Origin of the sequence: Vibrio proteolyticus NBRC 13287 (assembly GCF_000467125.1) — a bacterium.
Classification (GTDB): Bacteria; Pseudomonadota; Gammaproteobacteria; order Enterobacterales; family Vibrionaceae; genus Vibrio; species Vibrio proteolyticus.
In genome coordinates this window covers 208,400-223,250 of record NZ_BATJ01000006.1, presented here as the reverse complement: position 1 = coordinate 223,250, position 14,851 = coordinate 208,400, and the positions used below count along the sequence as shown (strand labels likewise).

Genomic DNA, 14,851 nt, shown 5'->3' with positions numbered 1-14,851 from the left:
ACATAGTAAACCAAGATATACAGACATTCGATAATATATCAAAGGTAACAATGACCATTGCTTAAATTAAATATCAGAAGCCTAATAAAGTAAATTTATTATAATTAAGTAGATATGTTCATATGAAATTTTCCATGATTTTCAATTCAACAGAGCTTGAGTTTTAGCCATATCTAAACAACTTTAAATAAAAACTGGCACATGACTCCATTCTACGCAACTTGTTTACCATTCAACCAGAATGATATACAAAACTGCAAAAATCATGATCACTGCGCAGGTTATTATCACACCCACATTGAAATAAATTTCATAGCATTGGGTGTGTTGATTTATTGTGGAAGAATATTAACAAACGAACAGGTTAATTTTCAACCGCTATAGATAGGAAAAGAGAACTCGGTTTTAAAACAATTTTCAAATCAGAAAGATATAAAATATTAATTTTTGAAGTCGATAAAGATATGAAATCATAGAGATATAATTTTATAGACCGGTAATCATTACTTTTTAATATTAGTAATCATGAACTTGTCATATAACGGTTCAAAACTTGACCACAACTTTACAATAGCCCTTTACAATTTTTGATATCTTCTTCCACTAAAAACGCTTCACCAGCCATGACAATAGATCAACCAGTTGCTTAACAACTCATGGGATATCGCTAGAGTTACTTTTCGTACTTTATACAACCCACTTCCACGCATCCACAAATGTTGCGTTTTTATTACCCTCTTTTTCCTACTCCACTGCAAACTGTAAACCAAGTGTTCACCTGTAACGTACCTCCTCAATTTTCGACCACTATATCATTTCCCCACAACTAACTGATTCTCTTTCTGATTCTGGACAGTTCCTTCTGACGCTGTGTGTTAACAGTGAACACTTTGTTCAATCTCGTGCCTCAAAACGCACTTCATATTTTAAAAAGTTAATAAAATTCAATGCGATACATTTTGGTTCGCTTTTTGCCTATTAAGTGGTCAGCCAGGCAGAGGCCTCTGAACTGACCATTGATGTCACAAAGCATTGGAGGTGCTGTCTAGACGCAAGGGCGTGGTACTGAACTTATCGGTTTTTCCTGGGAGGTTTAAGGAAATCCGGTATGACCGCATTTACAGAGCCCTTTTATCTACTTCTTTTATGAAACAGGAAGGTAAACGATGGAACGATTAATACATAGTCGGCTTTGCAGGGTGTTCAGTGTCATCCTGGTTAGTACGGCTGCCCTGTACGGGATAACGAGTCAATCCCCTGCTCATGCGGAAGCCTACTCGCTTTCACCCAGTGAAAAAGTGTGTATGGCCGATGCTTATTTGTTGAAGCCAGGGAACTCTTTGCCTCAGGATGCACTGAACTGTACCGCTAATGACGTTGAAATTACCAAAGTAACGCCACTCGACCCAAATGCGGAATGTTCTCCAGGTAAAGTATTTTCATTTCAGGCGGATGTGACCATTCGTACTAACGCTAATGAGCGTTACGATACAACTTTCTATCTTCCTTTAACCGAAGATAGCCCTCAGATTGTTCAAGACGGTGGCCGGAACTGTAGCATGATCCTACCTGTCCCCGGCGGCAGCGGAGAAACAGCCGATGTCGATCTTGACGGCGATGCTTGTGGTGATATCACCAAGGCGCTGGGACCAGATGAGTACACACTGACCAACGAAACCATCACTATGCTGTGTACCGATGAAGACAACGACAATCGCGCGGATTTCACTTATTGTGCCGCATGGGACAATATAGAGCGTGACAACTGTACAATTGCAGAAGACCCATATGCGGGCCAGATCCCAAACACCAAGTCTAAATGTAATTGTGACACCTTTAATATTGATGTTTTCATCAAACCCGATCCTCCAGCAATTACCAAAACCCTTAAAACTACCAACACATTACCAGAGCCAGGAGGTGAATTTACTTATTCAGTGAGCTTCACTAACGACAACTCTACTTCGCTGTTTATCACATCGCTAACTGATGAATTTGATGTCGGCGCAGACGGTCTTTACAGTGAAGAATCTCTGGACCTATGGGGTTCTACCACAACTGTGACTTCAACTACACCTGACGGAATATACCTGACAGACACCGTGTGTACACAGCCCGCAGACATAGGTAACGGCGCTGGTGAAATCCCTCCATCTAGTACCTACAGCTGTGAATTTACAATACACGTCGTTGCTCGTGATTTACCTAATATCACCGATCCTATGATCGCAGCGCCACTGCTGATAGACGACGTTGTGGCATTGAGCCTACTGGATAAAAATGGTGACGATGTAACCAACGGTGAAACGTGTCCTATGGGACTTGGTGGTGTCGCAGGCCGATTCTGTAGTAACAAGCAGTCAGTTGAAATCACTAACTTGCCACCCGATATCAGCGTGTCAAAAACAGCTAACCCTACATCCGTTCTGGAACCGGGCGATCTTGTTGAGTTCACGGTGACCGTCACCAATGAAGCGGCTGCCAGTGAAACATGGGATTCACCACTCACATTAACCAGCCTAACGGATACCGACTTCAACATACTCAGTGTTGGTGGAGCAGTCACAGCGACGAGCTGTAATACCGGCGTTACGATTGCGGCAGGTAGCGATTATACCTGTACATTCACAGCCCTGATTGAAGGTGACTTCGGTGATATGGCCCACTCCAACACCGTCACTGCGGTAGCGACAGACGATGAGAATGATACTGATACAGCGATGAACAGTGCGACTGTCAGCTTCTCTGATGTACCGTCCGTGATTGCGCTGATCAAAACTGCTGGCGGCGAGGCCGATGGTGTGACCCACCAAGTGCCAGAAACCGGTGATAGCAGCAACTTTGAAGATGTACTTTACAAGTTTGAGTTCAGTGTGGATGCCAGCAGTGTGGATAACGTTATCTTCGACACGTTAGAAGATGTGGTTGACCCAGATGGCCTGGCGACATTCACAAACCTGACCTCACAATGTAACGTCGACTCCAAAAATGGCGCTCCTCTAGTCCCAGCCGTTCCACTTGGCGATGGAGTAGAGCTGATGCCAGGAGAATACGCAAGCTGTGAAATTACCTTACAAGTTCAGGGTAATGCAGGTGAAACACTCACCAACATGGCCACTATCCGAGGTATTGACTCTGATGGCGCAATGAAAGATGCCAGTGACCCTGCCGACGTCGAGTTCCTCGATGTACCACTGCAGATCACTCCTGAAATTGCTCTTAAAGCCAGAGTATTTGTACGCTTGCCAAATAACGGTGTCGACGATGTCACCATCGCAGCACTGAAAATTGGTGGTGTTAACCTGATAGACGGCGGTGGTGTTCCTGGATCGTTTGATATTCTCAACGAAACTGCGCTTGGCTTCGGACCTTACGATGCCGCTGACGGACCATACTCGTTCTGTCATGCAGGCGCGGTTATCTCGCAAGGAGCGACGCTTGAGTGCGGCTTTACCATCAAACTGTACCCAGGATTTGCTACCGGCATTGCGGATCCAGACATCAACCAGCTGTTTACCGGCCCGAACGGTTTAATCTTCTCGCTGGACGATGGCGATTCCGCTCCAGTCGATACGCAGGTTGAAATGATCTTTGTTACGAATGAGCCTTAAAGCATTGCTTATCGTGCAATAAGTCATTCTGATACAAAATAAAACTAAAGGACGATGAGGTAACTCATCGTCCTTTCATTATCCCATCTTAAACATAAGACGGCGGCCAAGAATGAATTATCTATAATTTGTGTATTGTCCGTTAAGAAAAACATCCATTGGTGCTATTGCTGGCTTTCACAAATTTGTGCGTCAACGCAACGCATTGGTTGGTCTCGCGCAGCATCAATCACTAAGTACAAACAACGTCTTCATTGGCCTAAAGACAATTTTTACAGCGAGGGATAGACAATGTTTAGGTCTGTAAGTCAACTGTGCTTTTCACTGGTCATCATTTCATTTATCGTTGCCTGCCAACCTAAGGATGACAGTAAACTGGAGTCCGAGATCGCCTCACTCAGAGATGAAGTCAAGCAGCTACAACAAGATGTCGCCGATATCAACACTCAGGTCGACGAGATAAAAACCGCGGCCGCGGAGGCGAAGACACCTAAGTCGAGAATACTGCCTAACCAGCCAGACTTTGACGGTAACGGTCAGATCCCTTCCATGGGAGAAACTAGTGCGAAAATTGCCATCATCGAGTTCTCCGATTTCCAGTGTCCATATTGTAAACGTTATGTAGACCAAACGTTCGCCAAAATTAAAGACAACTACATTGACTCGGGAAAATTACGCTACCTCGCCAGGGATTTCCCTTTGAAATTCCATCCTCAGGCGAAAAGCGCTGCCGTGGCCGCAGTCTGTAGCTTTCAACAAAACGCGTACTGGCCGATGCGGGATTCATTGTTTGCGAACGTCCGCCAGTTGGGTGACGAGCTGTATCAGAAAGCGGCTGGTGAGCTGTCTCTGGACATGACTAAGTTCACTGCGTGCCTCAGCGATCCCAAAGTGGTAGAAAAGATCAATGAAGATATTACTTTAGCGACGTCTTTAGGTGTTCGAGGCACCCCGAGCTTTCTTATCGGCCGGATTGAAAACAACGAAATGGTTGAGCCCAAACTGGTTGTTGGCGCGCAAGACTACCGGGTTTTCTCTGCTTTGTTCGAGCAACTGTTAGCAGAAGAAGCCAAACCCTAGAGTTCATCTCACAAAATCTATGTAAAAAAGAGGCAATGGACGTACACCATTGCCTCTTAGGTTGTGCTATTTGTCACCTGCTGGCATCGTCTACCTTTTGCCTTTGCCCTTGTTACCGCCGCCGCTCTCAGAACCACTCAGACTGACCGAGACGGTCGCTGTCGCGGTTTTATCCCCATCACTGATGGTGTAGGTAAACGTATCACTGCTCTTAAAGCTTTTAGCTGGCGTGTAACGCAGTTGTCCATCCGCGGTAATTTGAACCGATCCTTTCGCTCCCTGAGTCACGCTGACAATGGTCAAGGTGTCCCCTTCAGGATCGCTGTCGTTGGCCAGGACATTAATCAACATCGCGTTCTTAGAAGAAAGCGTAATCGCATCGTTCACGGCGACTGGCGATGTATTAACAGCGTTGGCAATAACATAACTGGCCGATCCACTACTGACTAAATTAGTTTGTTCGGTATTTTGCGCTTTGATAAGAACGTTATACGCCCCCTCTGACGCTGTCGCCGCCGACGTTACGTTAAGCCTTACCGTTGCACTCTGACCTGGATTCAGGGTCACGTTGCTGTTTGTCGCACTCCAGCCTGCAGGCAACTCAGCGAACACATTAAAGGTTGTTGCGGTGCAGTCTGAGTTATCCTGATTGGTCACCGTCACGTTATAAGCCACGGATGTACCCGCTTCGACCTCGCCAGAGGTCGACGAGATACTCATTCGAGGAGCCACTGATTCACAAACCGGCGCGGTAGCCGCCACAGAATAACGCTCTTCAGCACTACTACGATAACTGATGTCTGCGGTATTGAATGCGTTCACATCTACGAGATAAACCCCTGCTGACGCATCAATAGCGGATGTAACATCCAGCTTCACAGACGCCGTCCCACCCGGTGCCAGTGTCACTGTGTTGCTATCTGCACTCCAACCGTCAGGAACGCTGGCGATCACATCGACAACGGCCGCATCACACAACTCACTATCCTGGCTGGTCAGTGTCGCGATATAACTGACTGTAGTTCCCGGCGCCACGTCACCACTTTGACTTGCTGTAAGCGTCAACGTCGGACTTGCCAATACACACGTCGCAACCGGTGCTTCGACTGTATAGTTTGCGGTCACCTGACCTCGATAGTTGCTATCAGCACTGTTTATTGCCTCGATTGCGAGGCTATATGAACCTGCCGCCGCGGTGTCACTCGACGTGATACTTAACGTTGCGGTATCACTGCTTCCCGGCGCAATACTCAGCGTCGCGTCGTTTGCAACCCAACCAGCAGGAACATTTGCCGACACATTGAAATCAGACGCTGGGCAGCCATTACCATCATTGTTTTTCACCATCAGATTGTAACTGACAGTGCTTCCTGCAATACCATCAGAGGCCGAGCTCGAAGACACGGTCACTGTCGGATTGCTCTGTGTGCAAGTCTGTTCGGAAAAACTGACATGTACACTGGCACCAGTACTGTTTGCCCACTCAGTCGTAATCGTGACACCCGCTTCAGAATCGGTATAGCTACTGCCAACCGCAAGCGCAGCATCATCCATATCAACCCAGGAACTGGATGGTGTCATATCCAGCAACTGAGAGCCTCGGTCATTAGCCTCCGTCGCAATGCGAAACACAACGCCGTTGGTAATGCCATCTTTACCTGCAAGAAAATCATCAAACCCCACTGGTTGACGATATTCAATATAGTACCAGCTAGGTTCACCCGTAACTGAATCGGTACCACGTCGAACTTTCAAGCTTTTCACTGCACCAACTTTGGTGGATTCATAAGGCTCTAATTGATAACTGCCGTCACTATCCGCAATAGCGATTTCGCTATTGTTGATATTTAACCATCCCAGCAACTCTTTGTTGTAAGCACCGTAATGCCCTTCAACGCCCGCCGCGCCCATGATGTCCAGGGTATCTCCGTAAGTGACCGACACACAATTGTTACCAATCACATCATTACCACAATCCAGTTTTTCAGCATGATGCAATCCAAAATTATGACCCAGCTCGTGACCAATCGTGTTCAAGGTCAGAGCCCCATTTACCCAAGCTCTTGATTGAGTGCCGCCCAGAGTCCCCTTTCCTGTCCATCCACAGCTGCTGACCTCTGGAAACACATAAATCAGTCGGTTGTAGTTGCTCAAGTCAATACCATCTTCTTCGGCATACTGACGGGCATATCGATCAATGCCGCTTGAGTCACAAGTCGTAGAATCCATTGGCAGCGTGTTGTAACCATGTACATCACCGCTCAGCCAAGTCTGACCACTCGAGTTCTCTTTTACGAATTCATTGACGGTTCCAAAGACCATGTTTTTGACTTCATCAATGCTCCATGGCTGTTGTGCATTGTCCTGAAAATTCACCAACAACACTAAAGTACGCTGCTCACCGAGCGTATTTGTCAACGCAGCGGTTGTGGTACCAGAATTCGTTGAAGTGGCCGTGCTGTCCTGAGACAACACCGACAGACTGCCCTGACCATCTTGCAATACCAATGAGTCTGACGAGCTACCACTATCTGCGAACCGCCAACCTTTCGCGCGCACTTTCATTCCAGATTGCATCTTATGCAACTGTGAGTTGTTCGCTGAGTGGATTTCAATACGGCCGTGTTCTGTTTTCAGAATCTGGCGCATGCGACTTTTGCTGTGATCAGCGTAGTCTTCGTAAAAGACTTCCAGTTCACCATCTAGCTCCTGCTGCTCTTCTAAGAAAGCCTGCGCTTCATCTGGCAGCTCTTCTCGCTCTTTCGCAGTCAGAAGCATACTCAAAGCACCTTTTGGATCCGACTTTACAAGTTCGGCCATCAGGGTCTGACGTTGCGCCGCCAAACTCAGTAATTGGTTCAGAGACTGAGCTTTATCGGATTGGCCAGCCGCACGATAATCAGCCAAAGCTTTAGCCAATGCCCGAGTTTGCTGCTTCGCGATTTGACGTTTTTGATTTACTTCATGGGCCGCGCCGTTTTGACCAGCATGATGCTCATGGTTATGTTTCAACGTTGAACCACCTTGCGCAACCGGATCTGCGGACGCTGTACCAGTAGTCAACAGAGTAACTGCACCTACCAGTGCCAGAACATGTCGCTTGCGAAAGCGAGAAGTGAAAATGTCGGATCGAAAAAAGAGATTAAACATACTTAAATTCTTAGGGTCTTTTAACTCATGAGCCCTAATTTGACACAGCAACAAAACGGCAGGCGCTAGAAGGCCACCGTATACATTGACCGGGTATGAATTAGAGCATTAGGATTGTTAAGGAGTTAATTATTCTAGTATTTGAAAAATTGAATCTTGTCGGCCAATAAATGATACGATGATTCAACCCATAAGAAACCTGATTCTAATTTAAACATTCAACTCATATAAACCTAGTTAATGATGCATATAATTTAATACCAGCATCAACTGAAATATATGAAGCCAGGGCATTGAAAGAATACCCATACCTAGCCTTGTTTAAATTAAACAGCAGAATTTACTTATAACAAATATACTTTTACGTAAATAAGGATTATTTCATATGACATGTTCCATGATTTTCAACTAAAACAGAGTCTGTGTTCTTAGCCATTTCTACCTAACTTAAAATAAAAACTGCTACGTAACTCTATTCTAGGCAACTTGTTTACCATTCAACCAGAATAATAACCAAATTCAACCAAAATCATAAGTACTGCGCAGATTGATATAACACCCTCTTATTTGAAAATAATTTCATAATATATGAGCGTGCCGAATTATTGTGGGCAAAATACTAGCAAACGAAACGTTCAAAATTCAACCGAATTAATTAGGAAAAGAGATCGAAACTGCAAAACCATCATGAGATCATAAAGATATTCATTGTTAAATTTTGATTTCTATAAAAGTATGAAATCAACACAATATGAGAAAAATCAGGCGCACTAAATCCTTCTTTTACTATGTGTAATCATTTACTTGTCATTTTACTGATAACAACCTGACGTTGATCTAACAGAAACCATCGATTCATTTTGTTACTATCGAATCCTTTGTCTTCCCCCACTTCCGCTGGACACCGACAAACAACGCTCACTGCCACATGATCATAAATTGTTACCAGCCCTAGCTGATGTGTAACGAAGGTGTGTGTAAAACGTGTGTTAACCTTGTGAGTGTGACGCATAACGAGCGCAATTTTTTAGTCAAAAAGCCCTTTATATTGTCAATAAAACTCAATTATTGGTTGCCGCAGACTCATAAACCCATCAGAATGTCGCACTTTGTCAGTGATCGCTTATCGCGCTCAAGCAACTCGATCGCTGCGTTATATCTTCAACTGAGAATCAAATTTATGGGTTTTACCTCTTTAGGCCTCTCCGCTCCAATCCTTAAAGCCATTCAGGAAAAAGGTTACGACACTCCTTCCCCGATACAAGCTCAAGCCATTCCGGCAGTGATCGAAGGGAAAGACGTCATGGCAGCGGCTCAAACCGGCACCGGTAAAACCGCAGCATTTACACTACCAATTCTTCAGCGTCTGGATAACGGTCAGCGTGTCAAAGGGAATCACGTTCGTGCTTTGATTCTCACGCCAACGCGTGAACTGGCAGCACAGATTCAGGACAACATCGAGACATACAGTCGTCATCTATCTTTAAACTCCACCGTCGTATTCGGCGGTGTGAAAATTAACCCTCAGATGCTACGTCTGCGTAAAGGTGCAGATATTCTGGTGGCGACACCAGGTCGACTGATGGATCTGTACAATCAGAATGCCGTCAAGTTCGACCAACTGGATGTACTGGTTCTCGACGAAGCAGACCGTATGCTAGACATGGGCTTTATCCGCGATATCCGCAAAATTCTCGCGCTATTGCCTGAACAACGTCAGAACCTACTGTTTTCGGCTACCTTCTCCGATGATATTCGTGGGTTGGCGAAAGGGCTGGTCAACAACCCAATTGAAATTTCCGTCACGCCAGCAAACTCCACCGCAAAAACAGTAGAACAGTGTGTGTACCCGGCCGACGCTAAGAAAAAAGCACCGATGCTGGTGAAGCTGATCAAGGACGGAAATTGGCACCAGACGCTGGTGTTCAGCCGCACCAAACGTGGCGCTAACCGCCTGTCGCATTATCTGAACGAACAAGGTATTACCTCAGCCCCGATTCACGGTAACAAGAGCCAGGGCGCCCGTACTAAAGCGCTGTCCGAATTTAAATCCGGCGACATTCGTGTACTGGTCGCTACCGATATCGCAGCGCGCGGTATCGATATTCCGCAACTGCCACAAGTGGTGAACTTTGAACTCCCTAATGTAGCGGAGGATTATGTTCACCGTATCGGCCGGACCGGCCGTGCTGGTGAAGCAGGCAAAGCCATTTCGCTGGTCTGTGCTGCAGAAGCGGATGATTTGTTTGGTATCGAGCGTCTGATACAAACCGTGCTGCCCCGAATTGAGCTTGACGGTTACCAACCAACTAATACGGTTCCGGAATCCAAACTGGATACACGACCAATTAAGCCAAAGAAACCGAAGAAACCTAAAAAGCCGGTAGCGGCACACGCAAATAAGCCGTCGACTAACGAGGGCAACAAAGGTAACCCATCAGCGACACCAAATAAGCGTCGTCGTCGCAAGCCAAATAGCAACGCGTCCGGCAACAACGCCAACGCGACCAAAACAAATGGCAACTCTGGTAAGCCAGCAGGTAAACCCGGTCAGTCACGTCGCAGAGCGGCGCCAAAGCCGGCTGTAAAAGCCAATTAAAACGAAAGGTGAGCCACTAGGCTCACCTTTTTTCTTCGTATTTCTTCGTACCCAAGTACAGTCATCCAGTGCCAATCAACATCCTGAGTGTCACTCCGATGCTGTATTCTTCATGCGCATGCTTTGCATAGCTGAACTCTTTCATCTGTGCGGAAAACACACTGATTCCTGCCAAGTGCTGACCGGGGCTGTCGTTGAATTTATCTTCCATGGCATCGACCTGCGTTGCTCATTTATTGAGAACAGTATAGAAATACCACTGTTCAGCGAATAGAACAAAATGGCTCAGTGGGTTTGAAAAAACGTCGCCGGATGAGTTTCCCCATCCGGCGCTGGTTCAATTGGTCTGTGGCGTCCGGCGCAACATCGCAAGACGAGGCAGTAATAATCCCGCAATTACGACCGCAATCCCGACTAATTGAAGCTCTGTAACAGATTGCCCCATCAAAAATGCTGTCAATACAGCAAACACGGGGACAAAGTTAAAGAACAGAGACGCATTCGACGAACCTAAATGACGCACACCATTGAGCCACAATAGATACCCCGCCACAGTGCCGAACACACCAATATAGACCACCTCCGTTGTTTCTAACCAAGAACTGTTCCACAGCTCTGAAAAAGGATGTACTCCAGGCGTAACCAGACACATCAGGCCAATTACGGCGGCGCCACTCAGCATGCCTAAGAAAGTGTATGGAATCACTGGCAACCAGCGGCTGATCCCCTGGCTGCAATAGGTATAGAAGCTCCAGGCCAGCATACCGGAGAACACCAGTTTGTCACCGTGGTTAAACTTCATGTTCACTAACGCTTCCAAATGACCATTCGTGATCACAAGAAGTACGCCGGTAAGGCTGACGATCAGACTGAAACATTGTGCCGCCGTCGGGAGTTTTCTGAGCATCAGGCAGGCGATCAACGATGTCATCAGCGGGCTCAACGCCATGATCAACGAACCGTTCGTCGCCTCGGTATATTGCAGACCAGTGAAAAGCCCCAGATTCAGCCCGCCGACGCCGACAGCACTGACCGCAATCACCCATGACCACTGGCCGATACTCAAGTCTGGTAACCGACTGCGAGAGGCTTTCAGATACACCGCCAAACAGGCTGCCGCGATCACAAATCGCCAGAAAACCAGCGTCAGCGCATGCACCTCATTCAGAGCATGTTTGCCAATGGGAAAGCAGCTGCCCCAAAAGAAGGTGCAGATGATCAGCAAGATGACCGCTTTAATGGAAGAAGAAGAATTCATAGTCACTCCAGATGACTTGTAAAAGAATGTTTCATAGTGTATTGATTTCAAAATATGGATAAACAAGCATTATTAAGACGGTAAATACCAAAAATGAAACCTAGCTACTCTTTCGACGATTTGCGCTTTTTCTGCACGGTAGCGCGTTTGGGCAGTTTCAAAGAAGCCGCACAGGAGCTGGACATGCCATTGTCCACGTTGAGCCGGCGCATCCGTCAATTAGAAGAAGATTTACAACTCAGGTTGCTGAACCGCGACGCGCACCGAGTTTCGCTGACACATACTGGTGAACAGTACTTCCAGCGCTCCAATGCGCTGTTCGATGAACTGGGGGATATCAGCGAAGATCTGCACAAAGAGAAGCACCAGCCCAAAGGTAAAATCCGGATCAGCGCGCCGATTAACGCCGGTTCCCAGTTTCTTCGCGCTGTGTTCTATGATTTTCTGCTTACGTACCCGGATATACAGTTGGATCTACGCTTTTCAAATACGCTGATTGACATTGAAGCTGAGGGAATGGATGTGGTGTTTCGTGTCGGTAACCCAGTCGTGGATTACTGGATCGCACGCCCGTTGAAAGACATCCACTTTATTTTGTGTACCCGGCCAGACAGCTGCACGGACACCATTTTGCAACCCACTGACTTATGTGGACATCCGGTTATCGTTTGTCATCCGATGTCGGTCTGGCAACTGGTGAACCAACAAACAGGACAAGAGTTTGATTACCAGCCGAAAAAAGATATTCGCCTGGAAGTGGATGAAATTAAGATGCTTACGCACGGCGTAAAAACGGGTCTGGGAATCGGCTACATTCCGGATTACTTTGCCAAACCCATGATAGACAGTGGTGAGCTAAAACGCGTATTGCCAGACTGGCACAGCAAAGCAAGGACGCTGTTCCTCCTCTACCGGGACAGGGATAACCTGCCACTTCGTGTTCGCTTATTTATTGAATTCGTTATTGCACGTTTTGAAAAGACACCCATTTCGTGATAATGATAGCCTTTACATAATGATAACATTCATATTCTGACCCTAAATGTTTCTTCATCGGGGTTACTGGCTAGGAAAAAAATTATGCACAGTCATGCTCAAAACGCTGCGTTGCCAGACGACAGATTGCACGAATTTACGCGCAAAGATGTCTGGAACGGCTTTACTCATTTAGTGCCTTTATCCTTTTTTGTCGTCATTTTCGGTATTGCTTTTGGTGTGGCGGCCGTCCAAACCGGATTGGATCCTTTTTCCATTGTTTTAATGAGTACGCTGGTATTTGCGGGGGCCTCCCAATTCGCCACGCTCGATATGTGGGGCGCACAGGTACCACTGATTCCGGTATTGATTACGGTTTTTGCCATCAATGCCCGGCACCTGCTCATGGGCGCGACACTTTACCCCTGGCTTCGTCAGCTCTCCCCGATGAAGCGCTACGGCGTTATGTTGTTCGCGTCTGACGCAAACTGGGCGCTCTCAATGAATGCATTTGGCCGCAAAGAACCCGGATTGGGCCTTCTACTCGGGGGCGGCATCGCCCTGTGGTCTTTTTGGATCGTTGGAACCTGGCTGGGGTTTTATTTCGGTAACGCCATTCAAGATCCCGTCAGTCTGGGACTGGATATGGTTATGGGGTGCTTCCTGCTGTCTATGGTGGCTATCGGGCCTAAGAACCTGCGCATTTTTGTTATCTGGGCAGTGGCGGCTGGCTCTTCCCTGTTTGCCTACTGGTATCTGCCAGAAAACACACACGTCGTCGTGGGAGCAATAGCCGGAGGCACATTAGGCGCCTTCTGGACGGAGAAAAAGAAAGTATGAATATTGAAACCAGTTTTCACGGTACTTTATTGATCATCCTCGCGATGGCGGTAGTCACGTTGATCACCCGTTGGGGTGGCGTGTTCGTGATGTCATTTATTCCTATCGGTTACCGCGTACAACAATTTATCACCGCAATGTCCGGCTCTGTTCTGGTGGCCCTACTCGCCCCGTTAGCAGTGGAAGGCGACGCTGGCGCCAGATTAGCGCTGCTGTCGACGGCTGTCGTGATGCTGCTGTTCAAAAAGCCGCTGCCTGCCATTGCGGCCGGTATTCTTGCGGCAGCCCTTACTCGCGCTATATAACTATCAGGAAGCAGAGCTTTCATCGGCTTTGCTTCCTTTGTCTTCACTATGAAAGATTTGCACCCGCCCAGAAGAATTTACACACACGCCCAAAATACCACGCCTTCCCCTTAAACTTAAGATTTACCCAAGCATGTCGCACTGCTGACAACGTACCTGACCCGCTAAAATAAACCTGACAATTATCAGAATATTTTCAATTAGTTAACCTGAGCTTCAAGTAAAAAAGTTGGCATTGTTTTTGACTTATACATAGTGAATTTCAACAACCAAGTAACTCAGGAGAACACAATGAAAAGTACTATTCTCACTCTGACCGGCCTGCTTTCTTTAGCCACTTTCAGCACGCTGTCTTATGCGGCCGATTCAAATGACAATGGAGTATACGTGGGTGCCAACTACGGCTATTTAAAAGTTGATGGTCAAGACGATTTCGACGATGAAAACGACGTAATGCAAGGGCTGGTTGGTTATCGATTTAACCAGTATCTGGCGGTCGAAGGGGGTTATATCAACTTTGGTAAGTACGGAAGCAGCGTGGCCAATGCTAAAACCGATGGTTACACCGCCGGTTTGAAAGTCACCGCTCCAGTGATGGATCGAGTTGATGTTTACGCTAAAGGGGGCCAGTTGTGGTACACCACCGATTATGACGTCGCCGGATTGTCTGGTAGCGAAGATGATCAGGGCGTATTCGCGGGGGCTGGTGTCGGATTCAAAGTGACTAATAACCTTCTGGTCAACGTCGAATACACCTGGTATGACGTTGAGCTCAACGCAAAAGATGTCGCCAATGGCGCAGACACGGAAACCGACTTAAAACAAGCGAGTCTGGGTGTTGAGTACCGTTTCTAATCAGTGGTCAAACGGAGTGCGGAGCCATCGGGCTTCGCACATCTCTTCACTCGCTTTTCTCGCCCCAAATGCCTCCAACACAGCTTACCAAAACATTCACTTCTTTCTGGCATACAACTAAAACGTGACATCGTAACTGAAAGCTAAGATATTGAAATAACATGGATGATAGTGAGCA

At 46.8% G+C, this 14,851-nt stretch carries 10 protein-coding genes; 7 read left to right on the top strand and 3 right to left on the bottom strand.

Going from position 1 to position 14,851, the window contains the following annotated elements:
• Window positions 1-1,166: 1,166 nt before the first annotated feature.
• Window positions 1,167-3,611 carry a DUF11 domain-containing protein gene (locus VPR01S_RS09740; protein ID WP_052035739.1) on the top strand — a complete coding sequence of 815 codons (2,445 nt, stop codon included), beginning with the start codon at window positions 1,167-1,169 and terminating at the stop codon, window positions 3,609-3,611.
• A gap of 291 nt (window positions 3,612-3,902) precedes the next feature.
• On the top strand, window positions 3,903-4,691 hold the full coding sequence (locus VPR01S_RS09735) for a DsbA family protein (RefSeq protein WP_021705152.1): 789 nt from the start codon (window positions 3,903-3,905) through the stop codon (window positions 4,689-4,691).
• A 90-nt stretch (window positions 4,692-4,781) separates the two neighbouring features.
• Here the strand turns inward: VPR01S_RS09735 and VPR01S_RS09730 are convergent, their stop codons facing one another.
• Window positions 4,782-7,841, bottom strand: coding sequence for an Ig-like domain-containing protein (locus VPR01S_RS09730; RefSeq protein WP_021705151.1), 3,060 nt, complete (start codon window positions 7,839-7,841; stop codon window positions 4,782-4,784).
• Window positions 7,842-9,021: 1,180 nt separating this feature from the next.
• Here VPR01S_RS09730 and VPR01S_RS09725 point away from each other — a divergent pair.
• Window positions 9,022-10,440, top strand: a complete 1,419-nt coding sequence (locus tag VPR01S_RS09725; RefSeq protein ID WP_021705149.1) for a DEAD/DEAH box helicase — start codon at window positions 9,022-9,024, stop codon at window positions 10,438-10,440.
• 61 nt (window positions 10,441-10,501) lie between these two features.
• On the opposite strand, the gene VPR01S_RS22640 is transcribed toward VPR01S_RS09725, so the two are convergent.
• Together VPR01S_RS22640 and VPR01S_RS09720 are read right to left on the bottom strand one after the other, a co-directional pair.
• On the bottom strand, window positions 10,502-10,651 hold the full coding sequence (locus VPR01S_RS22640) for a hypothetical protein (protein WP_021705148.1): 150 nt from the start codon (window positions 10,649-10,651) through the stop codon (window positions 10,502-10,504).
• A 126-nt stretch (window positions 10,652-10,777) separates the two neighbouring features.
• Window positions 10,778-11,698 carry a DMT family transporter gene (locus tag VPR01S_RS09720; protein WP_021705147.1) on the bottom strand — a complete coding sequence of 307 codons (921 nt, stop codon included), beginning with the start codon at window positions 11,696-11,698 and terminating at the stop codon, window positions 10,778-10,780.
• Window positions 11,699-11,791: 93 nt separating this feature from the next.
• Here VPR01S_RS09720 and VPR01S_RS09715 point away from each other — a divergent pair, with 93 nt between their 5' ends.
• From VPR01S_RS09715 to VPR01S_RS09700, 4 genes are all read left to right on the top strand, one after another.
• Window positions 11,792-12,694, top strand: a complete 903-nt coding sequence (locus VPR01S_RS09715) for a LysR family transcriptional regulator (RefSeq protein WP_021705146.1) — start codon at window positions 11,792-11,794, stop codon at window positions 12,692-12,694.
• An 84-nt stretch (window positions 12,695-12,778) separates the two neighbouring features.
• Complete coding sequence (locus VPR01S_RS09710) at window positions 12,779-13,513, top strand: AzlC family ABC transporter permease (RefSeq protein WP_021705145.1); 735 nt, start codon at window positions 12,779-12,781, stop codon at window positions 13,511-13,513.
• Window positions 13,510-13,818, top strand: coding sequence for an AzlD family protein (locus VPR01S_RS09705; RefSeq protein ID WP_021705144.1), 309 nt, complete (start codon window positions 13,510-13,512; stop codon window positions 13,816-13,818). Before VPR01S_RS09710 ends, VPR01S_RS09705 begins: the two co-directional genes overlap by 4 nt.
• 291 nt (window positions 13,819-14,109) lie before the next feature.
• On the top strand, window positions 14,110-14,673 hold the full coding sequence (locus VPR01S_RS09700) for a porin family protein (RefSeq protein ID WP_021705143.1): 564 nt from the start codon (window positions 14,110-14,112) through the stop codon (window positions 14,671-14,673).
• The last annotated feature ends 178 nt before the right edge of the window (window positions 14,674-14,851 follow it).

What these genes read in the sequence shown, in the direction of transcription:
- VPR01S_RS09740 (WP_052035739.1), top strand. Translation starts at nt 1,167, where the DNA reads ATGGAACGATTAATACATAGTCGGCTTTGCAGGGTGTTCAGTGTCATC.
- VPR01S_RS09730 (WP_021705151.1), bottom strand. Translation starts at nt 7,841, where the DNA reads ATGTTTAATCTCTTTTTTCGATCCGACATTTTCACTTCTCGCTTTCGC.
- VPR01S_RS22640 (WP_021705148.1), bottom strand. Translation starts at nt 10,651, where the DNA reads ATGGAAGATAAATTCAACGACAGCCCCGGTCAGCACTTGGCAGGAATC.
- VPR01S_RS09715 (WP_021705146.1), top strand. Translation starts at nt 11,792, where the DNA reads ATGAAACCTAGCTACTCTTTCGACGATTTGCGCTTTTTCTGCACGGTA.
- VPR01S_RS09710 (WP_021705145.1), top strand. Translation starts at nt 12,779, where the DNA reads ATGCACAGTCATGCTCAAAACGCTGCGTTGCCAGACGACAGATTGCAC.
- VPR01S_RS09735 (WP_021705152.1), top strand. Translation starts at nt 3,903, where the DNA reads ATGTTTAGGTCTGTAAGTCAACTGTGCTTTTCACTGGTCATCATTTCA.
- VPR01S_RS09700 (WP_021705143.1), top strand. Translation starts at nt 14,110, where the DNA reads ATGAAAAGTACTATTCTCACTCTGACCGGCCTGCTTTCTTTAGCCACT.
- VPR01S_RS09720 (WP_021705147.1), bottom strand. Translation starts at nt 11,698, where the DNA reads ATGAATTCTTCTTCTTCCATTAAAGCGGTCATCTTGCTGATCATCTGC.
- VPR01S_RS09725 (WP_021705149.1), top strand. Translation starts at nt 9,022, where the DNA reads ATGGGTTTTACCTCTTTAGGCCTCTCCGCTCCAATCCTTAAAGCCATT.
- VPR01S_RS09705 (WP_021705144.1), top strand. Translation starts at nt 13,510, where the DNA reads ATGAATATTGAAACCAGTTTTCACGGTACTTTATTGATCATCCTCGCG.